This window comes from Nitrobacter sp. (assembly GCF_047149785.1).
Taxonomy (GTDB): Bacteria; Pseudomonadota; Alphaproteobacteria; order Rhizobiales; family Xanthobacteraceae; genus Nitrobacter.
In genome coordinates this window covers 1,312,382-1,333,723 of record NZ_BAAGBE010000001.1, presented here as the reverse complement: position 1 = coordinate 1,333,723, position 21,342 = coordinate 1,312,382, and the positions used below count along the sequence as shown (strand labels likewise).

Below are 21,342 nucleotides of genomic sequence, written 5' to 3'. Positions count from 1 at the left end.
CAAAGCAAAACTGCGGGATAACAAAAATGGCGATAGACCGCGCACAAAACCTTCAGGACACCTTCCTCAATCACGTTCGAAAAACCAAGACGCCGCTGACGATCTTTCTGGTGAACGGCGTCAAGTTGCAGGGAATTGTCACCTGGTTCGACAATTTCTGCCTGCTGCTCAGGCGGGACGGTCATTCCCAGCTTGTTTACAAGCATGCGATTTCGACCATCATGCCGGGCGCTCCGATCCAGTTATTCGAAGGCGGCGAGGACGCTCCGCTTTGAGCAACATGAAAGTTTCCTGATTGGAACCCCGGCATCCCGAAGGGAGCATCGACCGTTCAGGGTCGATGCAGGGCAAACCGACCGGGCGGGCCATCGTCATCGGCCCTTATCTGCGGATGCGGCGCGACGACGCCGGCACGCCGCAGGCCGGACACGCCATGCGCGACACCGATGCCCGGCTGGACGAGGCCGCCGGCCTCGCGCGCGCGATCGACCTCGACGTCGCCAGCGCGATCATCGCGCCGGTCACCCGGATCAGGCCCGCGACCTATCTCGGCAAGGGCAAGGTCGAGGAATTGACCGGCTTGATCACCGCCGAAGGCGCCGATCTCGTGGTGATGGATTGCGCGCTGTCGCCGATCCAGCAGCGCAATCTGGAAAAGGCCTGGAGCACCAAGGTGCTCGACCGGACCGGCCTGATCCTCGAAATTTTCGGTCGCCGCGCCAAGACGAAGGAGGGCGCGCTTCAGGTCGAGCTTGCCCATCTCAACTATCAGCGTAGCCGCCTGGTGCGCTCCTGGACCCATCTCGAGCGGCAGCGCGGCGGCTTCGGCTTCATGGGCGGCCCCGGCGAGACCCAGATCGAGGCCGACCGCCGCCTGATCGGCGACCGCATCACGCGGCTGGAGAACGAACTGAAGAAGGTGCAGGCGACGCGGCGGCTGCATCGCGCCGGGCGAAAGCGCGTGCCTTATCGCGTGGTCGCGCTGGTCGGCTATACCAATGCCGGGAAATCGACGCTGTTCAACCGGCTGACGCGCGCCGATGTCCAGGCCGCCGACATGCTGTTCGCGACCCTCGACCCCACGCTGCGCGCGCTGACGCTGCCGCATGGTGGCAAGGCGATGCTGTCGGATACGGTTGGTTTCATATCCAATTTGCCGACCCAGCTTGTCGCCGCGTTTCGCGCGACGCTTGAAGAGGTGATGGAGGCGGATGTCATTCTTCATGTTCGCGACATTTCGCACGAGGACGCCGAGGCGCAGCAGCACGATGTCGAGGCCGTGCTGCGCCAACTCGGCATCGATCCGGAACACGGAGCACGCATTCTCGAAGTCTGGAACAAGATCGATCGCTTCGATGCGGATCAGCGCGAAAATCTGCAAAACATCGCGGCGCGCCGCTCGACCGAAGTGCCGTGCTTCCTCGTTTCCGCCGAAACCGGCGAGGGACTCGATAGGCTGCTGGGAGCGATCGAGGACCGGCTCGCGGCGACGCGAACCACGCTGGACCTGTCGGTCGATGCCTCCGACGGCGCGGCGATCAGTTGGCTGCACCGCAATTCCGAGGTGCTCGCCAAGGAACTGCGCGACGGCCGTTACGACATGACTGTCCGCGTCGACGAGACCAAACGCGACATTCTCGTCAACCGGTACGCCGCGATACCCCACCCGCTTTGATCGATTGCACTGTCCGTCCTTGTTCGCAAGGCAGGGCCGCGCAGGACAGGCTTGACCGGCAAGGCGGTGCCATTATTCGATGCGACTTAGAGCGTTTTCAAGCGAAGTGGAATCCGGTTCGCGTGAAGAAAACGCGTCAAATCAAGAAGCCATCGCAGGAAACTCTCAGGAGATGCCCGTGAGCTATCAGAACACATCGCTGCTGATCGACGGCAAATGGCGACCCGGCGCATCCGGAAAAACCCTCGCCGTGCTTAACCCTGCTACCGAGGAGCAGATCGGCACGGTGGCTCATGCCGATCGCTCCGATCTCGACGAGGCGCTTGCCGCGGCCGAGAAGGGCTTCAAGGTCTGGCGAGCGATCGCGCCTTTCGAGCGCGGTAAGATCATGCGAAAGGCTGCGGCCTTGATGCGTGAGCGCGCCGACAATATCGCAACGCTGATGACCATGGAGCAGGGCAAGGTTCTCGCCGAGGCCAAAATAGAGACGTTGGTGGCGGCCGATGTCATCGAATGGTTTGCCGAAGAGTCCCGTCGTGCCTATGGCCGGGTGATTCCGGCGCGCGGGCCCGGCATCTACCAGATCGCGATCAAGGAGCCGGTCGGGCCGGTTGCGGCTTTCACGCCGTGGAATTTCCCGATCAATCAGGTCTGCCGCAAGCTGTCGGCCGCGCTCGCCGCCGGCTGCTCGATCATCGTCAAGGCACCCGAGGAAACGCCGGCGTCTCCCGCCGAACTGCTGCGGGCGTTCGTCGATGCCGGCGTGCCCGATGGCGTGATCAATCTTGTGTACGGAGTGCCCGCTGAGATCTCCGAATATCTGATCCCGCATCCGGTCATCAGGAAAATATCGTTTACCGGCTCGACCGCGGTCGGCAAGCAGCTCGCCGCGCTCGCCGGCCAGCACATGAAGCGTGCGACCATGGAACTTGGCGGCCATGCGCCGGCCATCGTGTTCAACGATGCCGATATCGCAGGCGCCGTGAAGATCATCGCAGGCGCCAAGTTTCGCAACGCTGGCCAGGTCTGCATCGCGCCGACGCGGCTTCTGGTGCAGGACAAGGTGTACAAGGATTTTGTCGGCAAATTCACGGAAGCCGCCGAGGCGATCAAGGTCGGCAACGGACTCGACGCTGATTCAAGGATGGGCTCGCTCGCGAACGCGCGCCGCGTCGCCGCCGTCGAGGGCTTTGTGCAGGACGCGGTCGGCAAGGGGGCCAAGCTCACGGCCGGCGGACATCGCATCGGCAACAAGGGTTACTTTTTCGAGCCGACGGTCGTGACCGACGTGCCGAAGGATGCCCGCGCCATGAACGAGGAGCCGTTCGGCCCGCTGGCGCTGATCTCGCCGTTCTCGACCTTCGACGAGGCTGCGGAGGAGGCGAACCGCCTGCCTTATGGGCTCGCGTCCTACGCCTTCACGAGTTCGACCAGGACCGCGACCGCGATTGGCGCGGAGATCGAGAGCGGCATGGTGGCGATCAACAATGTCGGGCTCGCTCTGCCGGAAAACCCGTTCGGCGGCGTCAAGGATTCCGGCTACGGCTCCGAGGGCGGCATCGAGGCGATGGAGGCCTACCTCATCACCAAGTTCATCAGCCAGACGGGGGTGTGAGCAGGGTCTTTCATTCTGAATGCTTAAACCTTTTCCACGGCTTTGGCCTCGTTCCACAATGCATCCATCTCGGCGAGAGATGCATCCTCCAGCGAACGGCCGTTCGCGACGAGAGTTTGTTCGATATAGGCGAAGCGCCGCTCGAATTTCGCATTGGTTCCGCGAAGCGCCATTTCGGGGTCGGCATCGACATGGCGCGCGAGGTTGACCAGCGCGAACATCAGATCGCCGGTCTCGGACGCGATGTCGGCCTTGTCGCCGCGATCCAGCGCCGCTTCGATTTCGTCGGCTTCCTCGCGAATTTTGTCGAGCACGGCGCGTGGATCGTTCCAGTCGAATCCGACTGTCGATGCCTTCCACTGCAAGGCCATCGCGCGCGCCAATGCGGGCTGCCCGGCCTTGATGCCCGCGAGAAGGCTTGAGACCGGCGCATCCTTCAGCGATTTGCGCGCGGCGCGCTCGGCCTTTTCTTCCGCCTTGATGCGCTCCCATGTTCCCTTGACGTCCGACGGCGCGATGGTACCTGAACTATCGGGAAATACGTGCGGATGTCGCCGGATCATCTTGCGCGTGATCGCTTCGACGACATCGCCGAACGAAAAGGCATTTTGCTCCTCGGCCATGCGCGCGTGAAAGACCACCTGCAACAGCAGATCGCCGAGTTCGTCGCAGAGATCGACCAGATCGTTGCGCGCGATCGCCTCCGCCACCTCGTAGGCTTCTTCGATGGTGTAGGGCGCAATGGTCGCAAACGTCTGTTCGAGGTCCCACGGGCAGCCGGTGCCGGGCGTTCTCAGTTGCGCCATGATTTCGATCAGGCGTGAAATATCGCGGGAAGGGGTCATCAAGTCACCGATAGCGAGAATGTGCATCCTCTATGCCGCAAGCCGCGCCGCCGTCCCAGCAAAAAGCAGACGACAGGCCGCGCAATCCCCGCTGATTGGCGCGTGAAGGCGAGGAGTGCTATTGGCTTCGCCATGACCGATCAGCCCGCCTCTCGCACTGCGCTGGTGCTGTTTTCCGGAGGGCAAGACTCCGCGACCTGTCTCGCCTGGGCGCTGCGACGCTTCGCGCGGGTCGAGACGCTGGGTTTCGACTACGGCCAGCGCCATGCCATCGAACTGGAGTGCCGCGACAACCTGCTCGCGGGCATAAGGTCGTTGCGTCCGGACTGGACCGGGAAGCTCGGCGAAAACCATACGCTCGCCATTCCGACGCTGGCGGAGATTTCCGATACCGCGCTGACCCGCAACGTCGCGATCGAAATGGGCGAGGGCGGACTGCCCAATACATTCGTACCGGGGCGCAACCTCGTGTTCCTGACCTTCGCGGCAGCGCTGGCCTACCGGCGCGGCATCTCCGATATCGTCGGCGGCATGTGCGAGACCGATTACTCTGGTTATCCGGATTGCCGCGACGATACCATCAAGGCGCTGCAAGCCGCGCTCAATCTCGGGATGGACCGGCAGTTCGAACTGCACACGCCCTTGATGTGGCTCGACAAGGCCGCGACCTGGTCGCTTGCGCATGAACTCGGCGGGGCAGGGCTTGTCGATCTGATCCGCGAGCACTCGCATACCTGTTATCTCGGCGAGCGCGGCGTGCGGCATGACTGGGGCTATGGCTGCGGCGAGTGCCCGGCGTGCCGGCTGCGCGCAAAAGGCTGGCGCGAGTATGCGACGCGGTCGGCTTGATGGAACTCTCCAGGCGGAGACCGCGCAGCGACAAGCCTATCCTCCTCGCGAAACCGCCGGACGTGTTATAGTGTTGCAGTCGACTCGAGATGCACGGGCGTGTTAGACAGACATCGCTGGCTTGGGACGAAGTAGGCCATTGACCCTCACTATCACCAACGATGGAACTCGTCGCCCGTGCGACTCGCGCAGCAGGATCGCGGTCGTGTTTCTGATCGTGGCTTATTTGTTTTCGGGCGCTCTGCACGAAGTTTTCCACATGGATGTCACCGCCCCCGAGGGCCGGATCGTCGTCTCGATGACGCCGGACCGTACGGATACGAGTGGCCCGGGAATGGTCGCGGATCATCATTGTCACGGCTGTTTCCCGGTTTCGCTGCCGAGCCCACCGTCGCTTTCCATGACGATCGAACCTCAGACCGCCGCGATTCCGAAGGTGCTTTCTCGCGCCTCCGATCTCGTTCCGGGCATCGACACTCCGCCACCAAAACGCCTGACCTGAACGTGTTCGCGGGCGTATTGACGCCCTGATTCCGCCGTTCGTCAGGATCTTCCATGTTATCGAAATCCGCCGCGCGTCTTGCGGGGGCGATGGCGCTGCTGGTCAGCCCTTGGCTGATGGTACCGTCGCATTCGCAAACGCTCACGTTGAAGACCGCGCTTCAACGCGCGCTCGCCGCCAATCCGCGCCTGACCGCCGCCGAGCGCGATGTCGGAATCGCGACCGGCCAGCGCATCCAGGCCGGCGCGCTGATCAACCCCGAACTCTCCTACGAGCAGGACAATTCGTTCGGCTCCGGGCGTTATCGCGGGACGAAATCGGCGGAAACAACGCTGCAGATCAGCCAGCTTTTCGAGCTTTTCGGCAAGCGCGACGCGCGAATTGCCGTCGGGCAGGCCGGCGTCGAGGCCGCCGCCATCCAGCGCAAGGCGGTGCGTCTCGAAGTCCTGTCGGAGACGGCTGTGGCCTTTCTGGGCGTCCTTGGCGCGCAGCGCAGAATCCGGATATTGGACGAGCAGATCGCCGCAATCGACAAGTTGACTCCGTTGCTGCAGCGGCGCGTGGACGCCGGGGCTTCGTCACCCGCCGAAGTCGGCCGGGCGGAAGTCGCGTCCGCATTGGTGAAGGCCGACCGCGAACGAGTCAGCGCGACGCTCGCCAGCGCCCGGCGCGAACTGGCGGTGCTGATGGGCGACACCTCGGCGAAGTTCTCGGCCGTTTCAGGACGACTGGATGATATCGGCCGGCCTCCGTCTTTTCGTGCCGTCATCACCGCGATCGATTCGAATCCGCAACTGATGCGCTGGACCGCGGTCTACGCGCAACGTAACGCCGAATTGCTGCTGGCCCGGTTGAAGCCCTATCCGGATGTTCGCGTCAGCGCCGGCTGGCGTCATTACAACGAGACCGGCGATGACGCCGTCAGGCTCTCGCTGTCCGTTCCTATTCCCGTCTTCGACCAGAACCAGGGCAACATCCTGTCCGCTCGGGAAAGTCTCGCAAAAACGAGGGCGGAGCGCGAAGCCAATCGCAACACGCTGATCGTGCTTGCCGGCCGCGCCTACGATTCGCTGCAAGGATCGTTGCGCGAACTGAAGGTGCTGCGCGATGTCGCGATCCCGAAGTCGCGCCAGGCCGCCGATGCCATCTTCGAGGGGTACGGGCAGGGACGCTTCACATTGCTGGAGGTTCTGGATGCGCAAGCAAACGTTGCTCAAGCGCGCCTGCGCGAACAGGAGGCCCAGCAGAACTTCCACGTCGCCGTCGCTACCATCGAAGGACTCGTCGGCAATCCGTTCATGCTGACGCGTGGAGCTGCGAGATGAAGACGTCCACGATCATTTTTGCGGTCGCTGCGATCGTTGCGGTTTCGGCTCTCGCAGGCGCCGGATACCGCATGACGAGACCGGCGAAGCCAAACCCGCCGGCAACTGAGACGAGCCACCACGAGGAGAAGCACGCAAGCGGACACATCGAACAGGACGAGCACGGCGCGGACCGCATCCTGATCAGCGACGTCAAGCTCGCGGCTGCCGGTGCAGTGCTCGCCAAGGCCGGCGAGGCGACGCTCAGCGATACGCTGTCCTTCAATGGGGTGCTGCGCGCCAACCAGGAGACGGTGGTTCAGGTGACGCCGCGCTTTCCAGGCATCGTCCGTTCGATCAGCAAACGGATCGGCGACACGGTCGCCAAGAACGACCAGCTTGCATCGGTCGAAAGCAACCAGAGCCTCACCGTCTACGACCTGAAGGCGCCGATCAGCGGCACCGTGATCGACCGCCAGATCTCGCTCGGTGAGTATGCTTCGGAGCAGAAGCCCTCTTTCGTCGTCGCCGACCTGTCGACGATCTGGGTCGATCTGTCGATCTATCGTCAGGATCTCAATCGTGTCCGTAACGGAGACGAGGTGCTGATTGACCCTGACGACGGTGGCGCGGACATCAAGGGGCACATCTCCTACGTCGCGCCGGTCGGATCGAGCGACACGCAGACGGCGATCGCCCGGATCGTTCTGGCCAATAAGGACGGACGCCTGCGTCCGGGACTGTTCGTCACGGCGCGGCTCGTGCTGACAAAGCGCAAGGTTCCTGTCGCCGTGCGCGCGGGAGCGATTCAAACGCTCGAAAACAAGACGGTCGTATTCGTCCGCGAGGGAAGAGACAAGATCGAGGCTCGTCCTGTCGCGCTTGGAGAATCCGACTCGAAATTCGTGGAAATTCGGGCGGGCATGTCGGCGGGAGAACCCTATGTCGCCGAGAACAGCTTCGTCGTGAAGGCGGAGATGGGCAAGGGAGAGGCCGGGCATGATTGATGCCGTCCTTGCCCTTTCTGTTCGCCAGCGCTGGCTGGTCGTATTGTTTGCGCTGGGGGTCGGAGTCCTCGGAGCCTGGAATTTCACCCGGCTTCCGGTTGACGCCGTGCCGGACATCACGAACGTTCAGGTGCAGATCAACACCCGCGCCCCGGGCTATTCCCCGCTGGAAACCGAACAGCGCATTACGTTTCCGGTCGAGACGGCGATGGCCGGTCTTCCGAAGCTCGAATACACGCGGTCAACGTCGCGCTACGGCTTGAGCCAGGTCACGGTCGTCTTTCTTGATGGCACGGACATTTACTTCGCGCGTCAGCTTGTCAACGAGCGCATCCAGCAGGTGAAGGACCAGTTGCCGGCCGGAACCGAGGTTGCGATGGGGCCGATATCGACCGGGCTCGGCGAAATCTTCATGTACACCGTTGAGGCCCGGCAAGGCGCGAGGACGCCCGGCGGCGGTGAATTCACGGCAAGCGACCTGCGCACGATCCAGGACTGGATCATCAAGCCGCAACTGCGCACCGTCCCCGGCGTGATCGAAATCAACACCATCGGCGGATATGAGCGCCAGTTTCATGTCTTGCCGGACCCCGGACGGCTGATGGCCTACAATCTCGGATTCCGCGACGTGATGACGGCGCTCGCCGCCAACAACGCCAACGTCGGCGCGGGCTACATCGAACGCAACGGTGAACAATATCTCGTCCGGACGCCGGGACAGGTCGCCAACATCGCCGAGATTCAGGACATCGTCATCGGATCGCGCGGCGGCATTCCCGTCCGCATCCGCGACGTGGCCGACGTGCGGGAAGGCAAGGACCTGCGGACAGGAGCCGCGACGCTGGACGGCAAGGAGACCGTGCTCGGCACCGCGATGCTGCTGATCGGCGAGAACAGCCGCGCGGTTGCCAAACGCGTGGCCGCCAGGCTCGGCGAAATCGCCCGCTCGCTTCCCGACGGCGTGATCGCGCGCACGGTCTACGACCGGACCGATCTGGTCGACGCGACTATCAGAACCGTGCAGAAGAACCTGATCGAAGGCGCGCTTCTCGTCATCGCGGTGCTGTTTCTCGTTCTCGGCAACATTCGCGCGGCCATCGTGACGGCGTGCGTGATTCCTCTCGCCATGCTCTTCACGGTGACCGGCATGGTCGAGGCGAGAGTCAGCGCAAACCTGATGAGCCTAGGCGCCATCGATTTCGGCATTATCGTCGACGGCGCGGTGATCATCGTGGAGAATTGCCTGCGGCTTCTTGCCGAGGAGCAGCGCAGGGTGGGGCGGCTTCTGTCGCTCAGCGAACGCCTGCGGACGATTTTCAACGGATCCCGCGAGGTGATCAAACCCAGCCTGTTCGGCACCACGATCATCGCGGTCGTGTACCTGCCCGTGCTGACGCTCACCGGCGTCGAAGACAAGATGTTCACGCCGATGGCGCTCACCGTGCTGATGGCGTTGCTCGGCGCCGCAATCTTCTCCGTGACTTTCGTTCCCGCGGCCGTTGCGATTGTGATGACCGGCCAGGTCTCCGGGAAGGAGAACCTCTTCATGCGCGGGGCGAAGCGAGGCTATCTGCCGCTGCTGAAAGGCGCGATCCGGTATCGGCACCTGGTGGTGTCCGCGGCTGTCGTCATCGTGCTGGCAAGCGGCGTCGCCGCGATGCGCATGGGCGGCGAATTCATTCCCTCGCTCGACGAGGGAGACGTCGCCATCGCCGCGATCCGGATACCGGGGACCAGCCTGACCCAGTCGCTCGATCTCCAGATGGCGCTGGAAAAACGGATCAAAAAAATCCCGGAAGTGAAGGACGTCTTCGCGCGGACCGGCACCGCGGAGGTCGCCACCGATGCGATGCCGCCATCGATGTCCGACGGCTACGTCATGCTGAAGCCGCGCAAGGAATGGCCGGACCCCTCGAAGCCAAAATCCGAACTCGTGGAGGAAATCGAAAGGGCTGCGAACGAGATTCCCGGCAGCGCATATGAAATCTCGCAACCGATCGAACTGCGCGTCAACGAACTGATCTCGGGCGTGCGTAGCGACGTCGGCATCAAGATCTTCGGCGACGATCTGGACATTCTCCAGGGCGCGGCGAAACAGGTGCAGTCCGCGATCACGACTATTCCTGGTGCGACCGACGTCAAGATCGAGCAGGTGTCCGGACTTCCAATTCTGACAGTGAAGCTGGATCGACAGGCCCTGTCGCGCTACGGCCTCAGCACCGCCGAGGTCCAGAACGTCGTGGAGATTGCGATCGGCGGCAAAAGAGTCGGCAAGCTGTTCGAAGGCGACCGGCGCTTCGATATCGTGGTCCGCCTCCCCGAAAATTTACGAGGCCGCCTGGAGTCGATCCGCGCCATCTCGATTCCGCTGCCTCCCGTCGATAACACAACGGCGGCGGAGAAGGCGAACGTCGCATGGTCGGCATCGTCCGCGCTACGGATGCGGTACGTGCCGCTGTCATCGGTGGCGACCGTCGAGGTCGCGCCCGGCCCCAACCAGATCAGCCGTGAAAACGGCAAGCGTCGCATCGTCGTCACCGCCAACGTTCGTGAACGCGACCTCGGATCGTTCGTGGCCGACGCGCAGCGCGCTGTCGCGGGGAAAGTCAGGCTGCCGCCGGGCTATTGGATCGGCTGGGGAGGGCAGTTCGAACAACTCGTGTCAGCAACCAAACGCTTGACGATTGTGGTGCCAGTCGCACTGGCGCTCGTGCTGTTGCTGTTGTTCATGAGCTTCGGATCGCTCGCCGACGCCCTGCTGGTGTTCAGCGGCGTGCCGCTGGCCCTCACCGGCGGCGTTCTGGCGCTGCTGCTGCGCGGCATCCCGCTGTCCATCAGCGCCGGCGTCGGCTTCATCGCGCTGTCGGGCGTCGCCGTCCTGAACGGCATCGTCATCATCTCTTTCATCGAACGGCTGCGACGGGAAGGAATGCCGGTGTTCGACGCCGTGTATCAGGGCGCGTCGACCCGGCTGCGGCCGGTCCTGATGACGGCGCTTGTCGCATCCCTCGGGTTCGTCCCGATGGCGGTCGCGACCGGAGCCGGTGCGGAGGTCCAGCGGCCCCTGGCGACCGTCGTGATCGGCGGCATCGTCTCCTCGACCATCCTGACGCTGCTGGTGCTGCCGGCGCTGTATATCCTGTTCCGCAAGGACTCCGGGCCGGCATCTCAATTATGAAGCTGTCGAGGCGAGCAGGCTTCGCGCTTGTGATAACCTTGTTTGGCCTTGGACGATGGATGGACGGACGCTCAATGTCCACCGGATGCTGGCAAAGCTTGCAGCCAATCGGACAACCATGGATTCGCATAAGGTATATTATGGAATATTTATTACAGCAGAAATCGCAAAGGGTTGGCGGAGTTTTATAAGGTTTACGGACAGCCCGCCTTTATTCGAGCGTCGAGATAAGACTGGGGCCGCCAATCTCAAGCCTCATCCCATCATAGGCCGGCACGACATTTTCCGGCAGTTTGTGGCGCAGCGCCTCGTAGTCCAGGTCGGCGTGCATGTTGGTGATGACGGCGCGCTTCGGCTTGAAGCGGTCGATCCACGACAGCGCGTCCGCGACACTGAAATGACTGGGATGCTGCGCGTATCGCAGCCCATCGATGATCCATAGATCGAGGCCCTGCAGCACCTGCCAGCTTTCATGCGGAATGTCATGCACGTCAGGGCTATAGACGGCGTCGCCGATCCGGTAGCCCAGCGCCGGGATATTGCCGTGCTGCACGAGGAAAGCCGACAGCGTAAGAACGCCGCCCTTGCCGTCGATCGCCTGGCTTTCGCCCGCCTCGATGGAGAGGCTGTCCAGGATCGGCGGATAGCCGCTGCCTTCCGGTGACACGAAGCAGTACGAGAAACGCGACAGAATTTCCTTGGATGTCGATTGATTGAGATACACCGGAATCCGGCGGTCCTGTTGCAGCACGATGGAGCGCAGGTCGTCGATTCCGTGAGTCTGGTCGGCGTGTTCGTGCGTAAGAAATACAGCATCGATATGATCGACGTTGGCGTCGATCAATTGCTCGCGCAGGTCGGGCGATGTGTCGATCAGGACGCAGGTCGTCCCTTGCTCCGACTTGCGCTCAACCAGCAGCGAACAGCGGCGGCGGCGATTTTTCGGATTGGTGGGATCGCAGGCGCCCCAGCCCAGCGCAGGGCGCGGCACGCCAGCGGACGAGCCGCAGCCGAGAATAGTCAACGTTACAGTCATGTTTGTGCGTCCACGCGCGACACCTTGGGAAAAAGCCGGTAGAAGTTCTCCGTCGTCAGCCGTGAAATCTCCTCAAGGGAAACGCCACGTATATCGGCTAGCACTTTTGCCGTCTCCACGATGTATGAAGGCTCATTGCGTTTGCCGCGAAACTTGCCGGGCGCAAGATATGGCGCGTCGGTCTCGACCAGAATGCGATCCTCGGGCAATTCCGCAGCGAGCGCGCGCAATGCATCGGATTTTTTGAACGTCAGAATTCCGGTGAAACCGATATATAACCCCATCGCGACCGCCTTCATCGCGAGTTCGCGGCCGCCGGTGTAGCAATGCAGCACCGCGGGAAAAGCGCCCTTCGCCATTTCCTCCTCGAGGATATGGCTGCAATCGTCGTCCGCCTCGCGGGTGTGAATCACTAGCGGCAAACCGGTGGCGCGGGCGGCGGCGATGTGAGTGCGAAATCCCCTCGCCTGCGCATCGCGCGAACCGTGCTCGTAGAAATAATCCAGCCCTGCCTCGCCAAGCGCGACGACCTTCGAAGGTTGCGTCAGCGCGATAAGTTGGTCGGCCGGAATGCCGTCCTCCTCGTCGGCGTGATGCGGGTGGGTGCCGACCGAACAATAGACATTTGGAAAGCGCTCCGCGATCGCGAGCAGTTTCGCCCGCTCCTTTACCCGGGTCGAAATCGTCACTACGCGCCCGATGCCCGCCGCTTCCGCACGCGCGACCACGGCGTCGAGTTCATCGGCAAAATCGGGAAAATCGAGATGGCAGTGACTATCGACGAGCATCGGCGGTTAAGGGTTCATGCTACGGAGGATTCGACATAGCGCGGGAATATCGGGACCGGTGCCGGCAGCGCCGTACCCGGCTTGATGCGGACGTGGCCGCCGAGCCTCGCGAAATTCCGCTCGCCGGCGGGAACGCCGAGGAGGTCGAGCATCTTTGCGCATGCGGCCGGCATCGCGGGCTGCGCCAGGATCGCGATCTGGCGCACCACCTCGGCGGTGACGTAGAGCACGGTCTTCTGCCGCGCCGGATCGGTCTTGGCCAGCACCCAGGGCTCTTCGCCCGCGAAGTAGCGGTTGGCTTCGGCGACGACGGCCCAGATCGTATTGAGCGCCTGATGAATCTGCTGCGCATTCATTGCCTCGCGCGCGAGCGCTATCATGCCATCGGCTTGCGCAAGAATCGCCTTGTCGGCGTCGCTGAAATCGTCGGGTTCGGGCAGGACGCCCTCGTGCTGCCTGGCGATCATCGACAGGGAGCGCTGGGCAAGGTTGCCGAAATCGTTGGCGAGGTCGGCGTTGATGCGCGCCACGATCGCCTCGTGATTGTAGCTTCCATCCTGTCCGAACGGCACTTCGCGCAGGAAGAAGTAGCGCACCTGGTCGACGCCGTATTGCTTGACGAAATCGAACGGGCTGACGACGTTGCCAACCGACTTCGACATCTTCTCGCCGCGGTTGAGCAGAAATCCATGACTGAATACATGATGCGGCACCTCGACACCCGCTGCCATCAGGAATGCAGGCCAGTACACCGCGTGGAAGCGCAGGATGTCCTTGCCGATCACGTGCAGGTTCGCTGGCCAGTAGCGCTTGAACAGGACGCTGTCGACGTCGGGATAGCCGACGCCGGTGACGTAGTTGGTCAGGGCATCGATCCAGACGTACATCACATGCTTCGGCGCGCCGGGCACGTGAATGCCCCAGTCGAACGTCGTGCGCGAGATCGACAGGTCATGCAATCCGCCGCGAACGAAGCTCGCAACCTCGTTGAGACGCTCGCGCGGCAGCACGAAATCAGGCACGCGCGCATAGAGATCGAGCAGTCTGTCCCGATAGGCCGACAGTCGGAAGAAATAGGTTTCCTCCTCGGTCCATTCCACCGGCGAGCCAAGCGGCTCGCGCCGCACGTCGTCCGGACCGACGGTGGTTTCGTCCTCGGCGAAATAAGCCTCCTGACGGACCGAATACCAGCCGGCATATTTGTCGAGATAGATATCGCCGCTCTTCTCGATCGCCTGCCACAGCGCCTGGCACGAGCGTTCATGCCGCGATTCGGTGGTGCGGATGTAGTCGTCATAGGAGATATCGAGCGCGCCCATCATCTCGCGGAAGCGCGCGGAGTTGCGGTCCGCGAGTTGCAGCGGCGTCAATCCCTCGGCCATTGCGGTCTGCTGCATCTTCAGCCCGTGTTCGTCGGTGCCGGTCAGGAAGCGTACGTCATAGCCGTCGAGCCGACGGAACCGCGCGATCGCGTCCGAGGCCATCGCGGTATAGGCGTGGCCGATATGCGGCTCGCCGTTCGGATAGAATATCGGCGTCGTGATGTAGAACGTGTTGGCGCGAGACGGCGCAGCGGCCAAGGGAGCCGACATCACGGTTGTCCTGCGCCTGCGCGGCGTTACGGACTTTGCGTGCTTCGCCGGACCTTTTGCGCCGGACCGCGTCGGCGTCGCCGTTTTCGCCGTAGCCTTTTTCACCACCTTCTTTTTCGAGGCTTTAGTTGCCGGCTGCTTTTTGGCTGCTCGCTTGACCGTCTTCTTCTTTATCGCCTTTCTGGTTTTCTTCGGCGCACGCGCTTTTGTTGTCGTCTTAACGTTTTTCGTTTTGCGTTTTCCGGTCTTCCGGACGCCTGCCTTATTGCTACGTGTCTTCGCGACCGACACGCGGCCAGCGGCGGCGGCGCGGCGTGACTTGCCTGTGCGGGACTTTTTGTTGGGTTTCTTCTTAGCGGGAGCCACCACAAATTCCTTATGAGTCAGGCCACATGTTAAAAACGGTTATGGGCAGGGCGTCTATCGCGTTGCTTCTGCAAGAAGCCCGAACACCGAAAAAACCAGCGGTTTTCGCTCGAGATTGTAGGTTTCCGTCTCGCGTACGGCGTTGTCGATCTTTTCCCATACCTCCGCGAGCCGCGCAAGGCGAGGAAGATTGGCATTTGCATCACCGTCGCGGAGACGATCGCCCATCCAGCGGTCGACACTATCGACAAACGCACCAAGCGCCGCGCGATCACTGCCGCCGAGCGCATCGCCGAGTGCATGCAATTCAACCGGATCGACCTGCGGAAGGTTGTCCAACAAAGCGGCCGTCCGTTGATGAAGCTTCAGCGCGCCGCCTCCTACCAGAGCCAGCGCCCGCGCCACGCTTCCTTCCGCCGCGTCGGCAGCCTCCCGCAGCGATGCATCGTCAGGCGCGATCCGCGCTGCTTCGGCGACCGCCCCGATCACATCCTCGGTCGCCAGCGGTCGCAGCATCAGCTTGCGGCAGCGCGACTGTATGGTCGGCAACACCCGGGCCGGCGCGTGACTGACGAGGAGAAACAGCGACCGGCGCGGCGGCTCTTCGAGAACTTTGAGTAGCGCATTGGCGGCGTTGGGGTTGAGTTCGTCGACAGTATCGACGATGCACACCCGCCAATCGCCCGCGGCCGCGGTCGAACCGAAAAAGGTGATCGTCTCCCTCGTCTGCTCCACGCTGATAACGGTTCGCATCACGCCCTTTTCGTTGGGCGTCCGCTCCAGGGTCAGGAGTCCGCCATGCGTGTCGGCCGCGACATGGCGGCTAACCGGATGCATCGGGTCCAGTTCGAGCGTTTCCGCCAATTGCACTTCGGATGTGGCGGGATTGCCGTGCGCGAGAACGAACCGCGCCATTCGATAGGCCAGCGTCGCCTTGCCGATCCCCGGTGCGCCGCCGATCAGCCACGCGTGCGGAATGCGGCCGCTACGGTAGGCGTCGAGCAGCGTTCGCTCCGCTCCGCCATGACCAAAGAGCGTGGTGGTTGCGCGCGGATGCGGGGCGGACGCTTCGGTTACGGTCGAGCGGGCGATCATGCGCGTTTGACGTCCCTGGCGGGGTCGGCCGTCGGTACGCGATCGCGAACCGCCGTCCACACGGCCGCGGCGACAGTAGCGACGTCGGCATTGGCGTCGATCACCACGCAACGTTGCGGATCGCTGGCGGCAATGTCCCGATAGGCATCACGAAGCTTCCGGTGAAACGCAACGCCCTCGGCCTCAAAGCGATCCGGCACGCCGCGACCGCGGCGAGAGGCCGTGCGCTGGATCCCGACCTCCACAGGAACGTCGAGAATCACGGTCAGGTCGGGCTTGAGATCGCCGATGGTGACGCGCTCCATCGCGTTCAGCACGCCGGGCAGCACGTTTCCCAGCCGTCCCTGATAGGCGCGGGTCGAATCCGCAAACCGGTCGCAGAGCACCCAGATGCCCTGCTCCAGCGCCGGCTTGATGACCGTATGAACGTGATCGTCGCGCGCGGCCGCGAACAGCAAGGTTTCGGCATCGGCGCCGAGCAGCTTTCCCATGCCGGACAGCACGAGGTGACGGATGATTTCGGCGCCCGGCGATCCTCCAGGCTCCCGCGTGACGATGGTCCGCAGTTTCGCCGCGTCGAGGCGTTCGGCGAGGAGTCTGATCTGAGTCGATTTGCCGGACCCCTCGCCGCCCTCGAAGGTAATGAAGCGTCCTCGCAGCAAGCCCGTTTTGGGCGCGCTCCCGGTCATCACAGCCTCTCGGCGCCCGAGCGCACCATCCCGACAACAAGCTCGATCGCGCCGTCCATCGCACGGCGCATCGTCGAACCGACACCCACGGCGTCCATGGCATGAACCGGCGTTTCAACCGCGACGTCCTTGCCGCGCCACACCTTGATGAAGCCGATGGGCTGCCCTGCCGCGACCGGCGCACGGACCGGCCCGTTATAGACGATGCGCGCCAGCAGTTTGTCGTTGCCGTTCTTCTGGACCATCACCTGGACCGGTTCCGACGCGCCGACCCGAACCGAACCGCTGTCGCCGCCGAACACCTTGGCATAGCCGATCGGCTGCTTCGCCGCGAACAGGGTTCGGACTTCGAAATTCCGGAAGCCCCATTCCAGTAATTTCTTGGCTGCGGCCGCGCGGTCCTCCGCGCTCTCAAGGCCGTTCACCACAACGATCAGCCGCGTGCCATTCTGAACGGCCGAGCCGACCATGCCGTAGCCGCCCTCTTTGGTGTAACCGGTTTTGAGCCCATCCGCTCCCTCCATCGTCGTCAGCAGCGGGTTGCGGTTGAACTGGCGAATCTTGTTCCAGGTAAATTCGCGCTCGCCGAACAGCTTGTAAAAATCCGGATAGGTCAAAATGATATGGCGAGCCAGCATGGCAAGCTCGCGAACCGTCATCTTGTTACCGGGGTCCGGAAGGCCGTTGGAATTGGCGAATGTCGAGCGGGTCATGCCCAGTTCCCGCGCCCGTGCGGTCATCTTTTCGGCGAAGGCGCTCTCGCTTCCTGCGATACCCTCCGCCAGCGCCATGCAGGAGTCGTTGCCGCTCTGGATGATAGCGCCATGCAGGAGGTCGTCGACGGAAACGTGGCTATTGATCGCCGCGAACATGGTCGATCCGCCGGCTGGAGCACCGCCCTTGCGCCAAGTGTTTTCGCTGATGATGAACTCATCGGTGAGCTTGATGTCGCCTTTCCTGATGGCGTCGAACACGACCTCCACCGTCATCAGTTTCATCATGCTGGACGGCGCCCGCAATTCGTCGGCGTTCTTTTCGAACAGCACGCTGCCGCTGTGGGCTTCGATCAGAATTGCGGTTGGAGCACGGGTCTCGAAGACCTCGTCCTTCCTGGCGCCCTGCACGCTGTTGTTGGCAGCCAACGCGACGCCATCGAGGCCAATCGCGAGGACAACAGCCGCGGCGATCAGACCGCGCCATGTTTTCCCGTGCCAGACCGTCCCACGGCGTCTGTCACGCGTAAAAGGTTTGGTTGCCATGCGCCTGCGTTCCGTATGAGGCGTTGCAGAGCTATTCCGGCTTCGATGGAATCAAAGCCGGGCTCTCGTTTGTTTTGACGCGTTTTCTTTACGCGAACCGGTATCCACTTTGCTCGGAAACGCTATAACAGATTGGAACCCTGGCGAACAACACGGACTGTACCGCAAGCACCGGCCGCAAGGCGGCCGAGGGTCCGAGCGGCGCTTAGTAGAGTCCGCGTCCCGAAAGCAATTCGCTCGGTCCACGCGGGTCCATAGGCGCATAAGAAGCGACCGGGCGAGCATCGCTCGTCACATCGTTGCCACCGGCGTCGTAGGAAACGGCCCTCGGATTATCCCGTATCTGCGGGTGCGACCGGGCCCGGCCTGACGCCGACATTTCCGACGTCGCATTGATTGATGCGACGTCCATCGAGCTATGTCCGAGCGTGTAGGGCCGTCCATCCGGCGTCGGAACCTCGCCGCGGATCGCGCGGCCGGACGGCGCGAGTTCAGGCACGAACGGCCGCGCCGACGCTATTCTGACCGTCGACGGAGATGGAGCAGGTTCACCGGTTCGCAGGGTCGCCAAAAGTTGCCGGTCATCCGAACCTTCAAGCGGCGCGCGTCCGACATATTCAACCCGCACCCGCGCGACACCATTCCGTCTGAACTCCAGCAGTTCGGCGGCCCTGTTCGACAGGTCGATCAACCGGTTGCCATGATAAGGTCCACGATCGTTGACGCGAACGATGAGGGATCTGCCGTTGCTCAGGTTGGTCACCCGGGCATAACACGGCAACGGAAGCGTCGGATGCGCGGCTGACAGCGAGGTCATATCGAAGACCTCGCCGTTGGCGGTCAGACGGCCGTGGAAATCGTTGCCATACCAGGAAGCAAGCCCCTCAGCGCGATAATGGGTGTTCTCTTCGGGAACGTAGAGTCGCCCGGCAACGGTGTAGGGCTTGCCGACCCGGTAGGTTCCGCCGCCCTTCGGCACCGGCTGGCCGAAGGCGACGACGCGCGGGCTGCTCGACACTCCGTATTTTGGATCAATCCGGCTGAATTTGCCGGACGAACTGCAATTGGCCAGCATCAGGCACGCGCCTGCGGCAGCCACAACGCGCGCAGCACGCCCAACTCGGTCTGATTCTGGCATCCCCATCCCGTCCCCAAGGCCCATTTCCGGGCGCCGTGCCACGTATCGTAGCGCCGGTCGGCATGATACAGCCCTCATCCATACCAGGCGATGAACATATCTCCGTGCAAACACGGCGGAAATGGGGAGAGCTGGCAGTTGACGGAATGCGTGGTAAATCAACGCTTGCTGCCCGGCGCATCCGAACTGGTCTCGGTGCCGGTCTCCTCGAAGGCGACGCCGATCCGATTCTGCTTGATCCAGATCACTCTGCAGATCCTAATCACGCGATCCTTCTCGATCATGAGCCGGAAATGCGACGGGACTAAAGTCGGATCCGGCACTTCGATGGCAGCTCCTTCCGGCGACATGTTCAAGAGCCGGCAGCGCATGCTCAATCCGCCTGCCGAAACATAGGCCGGTTCGTCGATCTCGACGCGCGGATGCTTGCGGCGATCATCCATTGATGAACTCATAGTCTGTACGGACGTATATCCGTTCTGGATTCAAGCGCCACTTGATCGCGACGCGCCCGCAAGATCACGCGTTAGCTTGATGAGGTTAGCGCGACTAGCCTAACGAAACACGAATGCACATGATGTTTCCGGCAGGATCAGGCCGAATCCCACCCTTCGGCAACAGCACCTTGCGACCCGCTCCGTCCCCATGATGTTACACCGAGCCGTCGTTACATCGAGCCACGGTTGCGATGCCACAGATGATTGCCTGAAACGGCAATCGAGCGCGGCGACCAAATTAATACAAAACTGGAATGACCAAGCTCGCCGCCGTAAATCGATTTTTATCTGAAAGCTGTTGGACGGCTGCGCTTTGGAACGTGCCAACACGACGATCCCCCCGCTCGAATTGCGATAGAGAATTGCCGCGACCGATCGAGTTTTCTCACAGCACCCCCTTCGCATTGCGCTCCGATGAGGCATACGCTAAGCGGTCCAGATTCCCGAGACGGAAGGGTGGCCGAGTGGTTTAAGGCACCGGTCTTGAAAACCGGCGTGCCCGCAAGGGTACCGTGGGTTCGAATCCCACCCCTTCCGCCATAAATGTTTTATTTGATTTGTGTTTTTTGATTCCTGGAAATCCTATTCGCAATCTACCACAGCAAAATCGGATCGTACGTGTGTCGAGCGTTAGTCAATAGAAACGGGCTTTTTTCGCTGTGCGGATCGTCCCGCGAAACAAGCAGGACGAGAAGCAGCCGCGCCTTCTCGTTAATTTCGGGATTGAAGGCCGGAGCTTAAAGAGTTCGTCAGAGCCGATCGGTTGCGTAAGTAACAGATTGAATTCATTGTTGATTTGCAAGAATCTATCCTGGAATACTAAATGCGTGCGGATTAACCTTGGACACACCTTGCTTTTGCATTGCTGCTCATTTTGAACACAATCTGCCGGAATAACCCAAAAATCATGAAATTGAGGATCTGGTCCATGCGCGTTGCTCGCATTCAAACTGTTTTGCTTTCATGTATTTTGACTGCGGGCTTTGCTGCTCCGACGCTCGCCGGCACAGCTTATGACGGGCTTTGGACCGTCAAGATCGTCACCAAGACGGGCAGTTGCGATCCGGTCACGCAATATCCCCTCACCGTCAGCGATGGCAAGGTTTCGGCCGCCGACTCCGATGTCACCGGCAGCGTCGGAAGCCAGGGTTACGTGAGGGTGTCGATTCGCGGCGCCTATGCCAACGGCCACCTTAGCGGCAATGCCGGATCGGGCAAATGGAACGGCGCATCCGCCGGAATCCCTTGCAGCGGCCGGTGGGAAGCCTCACGTCACTAGAATCAGGATTGATGGCAAATGGGATTCGGGGTGACGATGTCACGAGGATTATCGACTGCGTGTGCTGTCGGCGCGGTGATGCTGCTGTCAGTGTCCGCGACCTTCGCGGGAGCCGGTCCGTTTGAAGGCCTGGCCGGCATATGGACCGGACGCGGTACCATACAGCTTGAGGATGGCTCGAGCGAAAACATCCGATGCAAGGCCACCTACGCGGTGAGAGGCGACGCTCAGGGTCTCAACCAGACGCTGCTGTGCGCCAGCGACAGCTATAGATTCGAACTCAAGAGCAATGTCATCGCCCAAAGCGGGGTTTTGTCCGGAACCTGGCGTGAGACCAGCCGCAATGTCGGCGGAACGCTCGAAGGACGCGCCGGCAACGGCCAGTTTAACGTCGACGTCAGCGCCCCGTCATTCACGGCAAGACTCAAATTGACCACGCACGGCAACCGCCAGAACGTTGTCATCCGTTCCGAAGGACAGTTCAGGGGCGCCAATATTTCGTTGTCGCGCTCCTGAAACCTTCGCGAATGTCGCGGCTTTCTTCGCCGCGCGCACTTATTGCCGGCAACGCCTCACGCTTTCGACCCGTCATGGCCGGGCCACGGGCGAATGGGACAGGCTTGATGCA

20 protein-coding genes and 1 tRNA gene are annotated in these 21,342 nt (G+C 62.1%); 12 read left to right on the top strand and 9 right to left on the bottom strand.

Annotated features, from left to right (window positions below; translation table 11 throughout):
- Positions 1–26: 26 nt before the first annotated feature.
- From hfq to ACMDCM_RS06155, 3 genes are all read left to right on the top strand, one after another.
- Positions 27–275, top strand: coding sequence for an RNA chaperone Hfq (hfq, locus tag ACMDCM_RS06165; protein ID WP_009797508.1), 249 nt, complete (start codon positions 27–29; stop codon positions 273–275).
- A gap of 20 nt (positions 276–295) precedes the next feature.
- Positions 296–1,675, top strand: a complete 1,380-nt coding sequence (hflX, locus tag ACMDCM_RS06160; protein WP_412772743.1) for a GTPase HflX — start codon at positions 296–298, stop codon at positions 1,673–1,675.
- Between the two features lie 172 nt (positions 1,676–1,847).
- A complete protein-coding gene (locus ACMDCM_RS06155; RefSeq protein WP_412772742.1) occupies positions 1,848–3,290 on the top strand; it encodes an NAD-dependent succinate-semialdehyde dehydrogenase in 1,443 nt (480 codons plus the stop codon).
- Positions 3,291–3,313: 23 nt separating this feature from the next.
- Here the strand turns inward: ACMDCM_RS06155 and mazG are convergent, their stop codons facing one another.
- A complete protein-coding gene (gene mazG, locus ACMDCM_RS06150; protein ID WP_412772741.1) occupies positions 3,314–4,135 on the bottom strand; it encodes a nucleoside triphosphate pyrophosphohydrolase in 822 nt (273 codons plus the stop codon).
- Between the two features lie 132 nt (positions 4,136–4,267).
- Between mazG and queC the strand changes: the two genes are divergently transcribed.
- From queC to ACMDCM_RS06125, 5 genes are all read left to right on the top strand, one after another.
- Positions 4,268–4,984 (top strand): 7-cyano-7-deazaguanine synthase QueC, encoded by a 717-nt coding sequence (gene queC / locus ACMDCM_RS06145; RefSeq protein ID WP_412772740.1) that lies wholly within the window; start codon positions 4,268–4,270, stop codon positions 4,982–4,984.
- Between the two features lie 259 nt (positions 4,985–5,243).
- On the top strand, positions 5,244–5,486 hold the full coding sequence (locus ACMDCM_RS06140; RefSeq protein ID WP_412772739.1) for a hypothetical protein: 243 nt from the start codon (positions 5,244–5,246) through the stop codon (positions 5,484–5,486).
- Positions 5,487–5,539: 53 nt separating this feature from the next.
- Complete coding sequence (gene ihpA / locus ACMDCM_RS06135; protein WP_412772738.1) at positions 5,540–6,811, top strand: divalent metal ion exporter subunit IhpA; 1,272 nt, start codon at positions 5,540–5,542, stop codon at positions 6,809–6,811.
- Complete coding sequence (gene ihpB / locus ACMDCM_RS06130; protein WP_412772737.1) at positions 6,808–7,797, top strand: divalent metal ion exporter adaptor subunit IhpB; 990 nt, start codon at positions 6,808–6,810, stop codon at positions 7,795–7,797. The genes ihpA and ihpB overlap by 4 nt, the downstream gene beginning before the upstream one ends.
- The gene (locus ACMDCM_RS06125; protein WP_412772736.1) at positions 7,790–10,975 is read left to right on the top strand and encodes an efflux RND transporter permease subunit; all 3,186 of its coding nucleotides are present in this window, start codon (positions 7,790–7,792) and stop codon (positions 10,973–10,975) included. The genes ihpB and ACMDCM_RS06125 overlap by 8 nt, the downstream gene beginning before the upstream one ends.
- Positions 10,976–11,186: 211 nt before the next feature.
- Here ACMDCM_RS06125 and ACMDCM_RS06120 read toward each other — a convergent pair whose 3' ends face one another.
- Genes ACMDCM_RS06120 through metG form a run of 3 tightly spaced genes read right to left on the bottom strand, consistent with a single transcriptional unit; the run spans position 11,187 to position 14,391 of the window.
- Positions 11,187–12,011 carry an MBL fold metallo-hydrolase gene (locus tag ACMDCM_RS06120; RefSeq protein ID WP_412772735.1) on the bottom strand — a complete coding sequence of 275 codons (825 nt, stop codon included), beginning with the start codon at positions 12,009–12,011 and terminating at the stop codon, positions 11,187–11,189.
- Positions 12,008–12,799 carry a TatD family hydrolase gene (locus tag ACMDCM_RS06115; RefSeq protein ID WP_412772734.1) on the bottom strand — a complete coding sequence of 264 codons (792 nt, stop codon included), beginning with the start codon at positions 12,797–12,799 and terminating at the stop codon, positions 12,008–12,010. Before ACMDCM_RS06115 ends, ACMDCM_RS06120 begins: the two co-directional genes overlap by 4 nt.
- Positions 12,800–12,813: 14 nt before the next feature.
- Positions 12,814–14,391, bottom strand: coding sequence for a methionine--tRNA ligase (gene metG, locus ACMDCM_RS06110; RefSeq protein WP_412772733.1), 1,578 nt, complete (start codon positions 14,389–14,391; stop codon positions 12,814–12,816).
- Here metG and ACMDCM_RS06105 point away from each other — a divergent pair.
- On the top strand, positions 14,351–14,773 hold the full coding sequence (locus tag ACMDCM_RS06105) for a hypothetical protein (protein WP_412772732.1): 423 nt from the start codon (positions 14,351–14,353) through the stop codon (positions 14,771–14,773). The two genes, metG and ACMDCM_RS06105, sit on opposite strands and share 41 nt — an antisense overlap.
- Positions 14,774–14,811: 38 nt before the next feature.
- On the opposite strand, the gene ACMDCM_RS06100 is transcribed toward ACMDCM_RS06105, so the two are convergent.
- The 5 genes from ACMDCM_RS06100 to ACMDCM_RS06080 form a co-directional block, all read right to left on the bottom strand.
- Positions 14,812–15,852: a DNA polymerase III subunit delta' gene (locus ACMDCM_RS06100; RefSeq protein ID WP_412772731.1), complete on the bottom strand. Its 1,041-nt coding sequence runs from the start codon at positions 15,850–15,852 to the stop codon at positions 14,812–14,814.
- Positions 15,849–16,541 carry a dTMP kinase gene (gene tmk / locus ACMDCM_RS06095; protein WP_412772730.1) on the bottom strand — a complete coding sequence of 231 codons (693 nt, stop codon included), beginning with the start codon at positions 16,539–16,541 and terminating at the stop codon, positions 15,849–15,851. The genes ACMDCM_RS06100 and tmk overlap by 4 nt, the downstream gene beginning before the upstream one ends.
- On the bottom strand, positions 16,541–17,800 hold the full coding sequence (locus ACMDCM_RS06090) for a D-alanyl-D-alanine carboxypeptidase family protein (protein ID WP_412772729.1): 1,260 nt from the start codon (positions 17,798–17,800) through the stop codon (positions 16,541–16,543). The genes tmk and ACMDCM_RS06090 overlap by 1 nt, the downstream gene beginning before the upstream one ends.
- A 205-nt stretch (positions 17,801–18,005) precedes the next feature.
- Complete coding sequence (locus tag ACMDCM_RS06085) at positions 18,006–18,944, bottom strand: septal ring lytic transglycosylase RlpA family protein (RefSeq protein ID WP_412772728.1); 939 nt, start codon at positions 18,942–18,944, stop codon at positions 18,006–18,008.
- 152 nt (positions 18,945–19,096) lie between these two features.
- Positions 19,097–19,381, bottom strand: a complete 285-nt coding sequence (locus tag ACMDCM_RS06080; protein ID WP_412772727.1) for a PilZ domain-containing protein — start codon at positions 19,379–19,381, stop codon at positions 19,097–19,099.
- Positions 19,382–19,885: 504 nt separating this feature from the next.
- On the opposite strand from ACMDCM_RS06080, the gene ACMDCM_RS06075 reads away from it, so the two are divergent.
- The 3 genes from ACMDCM_RS06075 (at position 19,886) to ACMDCM_RS06065 (ending at position 21,230) form a co-directional block, all read left to right on the top strand.
- Positions 19,886–19,975, top strand: a tRNA-Ser gene (locus tag ACMDCM_RS06075).
- A gap of 388 nt (positions 19,976–20,363) precedes the next feature.
- Positions 20,364–20,714: a hypothetical protein gene (locus ACMDCM_RS06070; RefSeq protein WP_412774681.1), complete on the top strand. Its 351-nt coding sequence runs from the start codon at positions 20,364–20,366 to the stop codon at positions 20,712–20,714.
- Positions 20,715–20,732: 18 nt separating this feature from the next.
- A complete protein-coding gene (locus ACMDCM_RS06065) occupies positions 20,733–21,230 on the top strand; it encodes a hypothetical protein (protein WP_412772726.1) in 498 nt (165 codons plus the stop codon).
- The last annotated feature ends 112 nt before the right edge of the window (positions 21,231–21,342 follow it).

What these genes read in the sequence shown, in the direction of transcription:
- hfq (WP_009797508.1), top strand. Translation starts at nt 27, where the DNA reads ATGGCGATAGACCGCGCACAAAACCTTCAGGACACCTTCCTCAATCAC.
- ACMDCM_RS06155 (WP_412772742.1), top strand. Translation starts at nt 1,848, where the DNA reads ATGCCCGTGAGCTATCAGAACACATCGCTGCTGATCGACGGCAAATGG.
- mazG (WP_412772741.1), bottom strand. Translation starts at nt 4,135, where the DNA reads ATGACCCCTTCCCGCGATATTTCACGCCTGATCGAAATCATGGCGCAA.
- queC (WP_412772740.1), top strand. Translation starts at nt 4,268, where the DNA reads ATGACCGATCAGCCCGCCTCTCGCACTGCGCTGGTGCTGTTTTCCGGA.
- ACMDCM_RS06140 (WP_412772739.1), top strand. Translation starts at nt 5,244, where the DNA reads ATGGATGTCACCGCCCCCGAGGGCCGGATCGTCGTCTCGATGACGCCG.
- ihpA (WP_412772738.1), top strand. Translation starts at nt 5,540, where the DNA reads ATGTTATCGAAATCCGCCGCGCGTCTTGCGGGGGCGATGGCGCTGCTG.
- ihpB (WP_412772737.1), top strand. Translation starts at nt 6,808, where the DNA reads ATGAAGACGTCCACGATCATTTTTGCGGTCGCTGCGATCGTTGCGGTT.
- ACMDCM_RS06125 (WP_412772736.1), top strand. Translation starts at nt 7,790, where the DNA reads ATGATTGATGCCGTCCTTGCCCTTTCTGTTCGCCAGCGCTGGCTGGTC.
- ACMDCM_RS06120 (WP_412772735.1), bottom strand. Translation starts at nt 12,011, where the DNA reads ATGACTGTAACGTTGACTATTCTCGGCTGCGGCTCGTCCGCTGGCGTG.
- ACMDCM_RS06115 (WP_412772734.1), bottom strand. Translation starts at nt 12,799, where the DNA reads ATGCTCGTCGATAGTCACTGCCATCTCGATTTTCCCGATTTTGCCGAT.
- metG (WP_412772733.1), bottom strand. Translation starts at nt 14,391, where the DNA reads ATGTCGGCTCCCTTGGCCGCTGCGCCGTCTCGCGCCAACACGTTCTAC.
- ACMDCM_RS06100 (WP_412772731.1), bottom strand. Translation starts at nt 15,852, where the DNA reads ATGATCGCCCGCTCGACCGTAACCGAAGCGTCCGCCCCGCATCCGCGC.
- tmk (WP_412772730.1), bottom strand. Translation starts at nt 16,541, where the DNA reads ATGACCGGGAGCGCGCCCAAAACGGGCTTGCTGCGAGGACGCTTCATT.
- ACMDCM_RS06090 (WP_412772729.1), bottom strand. Translation starts at nt 17,800, where the DNA reads ATGGCAACCAAACCTTTTACGCGTGACAGACGCCGTGGGACGGTCTGG.
- ACMDCM_RS06085 (WP_412772728.1), bottom strand. Translation starts at nt 18,944, where the DNA reads ATGGGGATGCCAGAATCAGACCGAGTTGGGCGTGCTGCGCGCGTTGTG.
- ACMDCM_RS06080 (WP_412772727.1), bottom strand. Translation starts at nt 19,381, where the DNA reads ATGGATGATCGCCGCAAGCATCCGCGCGTCGAGATCGACGAACCGGCC.
- ACMDCM_RS06070 (WP_412774681.1), top strand. Translation starts at nt 20,364, where the DNA reads ATGCGCGTTGCTCGCATTCAAACTGTTTTGCTTTCATGTATTTTGACT.
- ACMDCM_RS06065 (WP_412772726.1), top strand. Translation starts at nt 20,733, where the DNA reads ATGGGATTCGGGGTGACGATGTCACGAGGATTATCGACTGCGTGTGCT.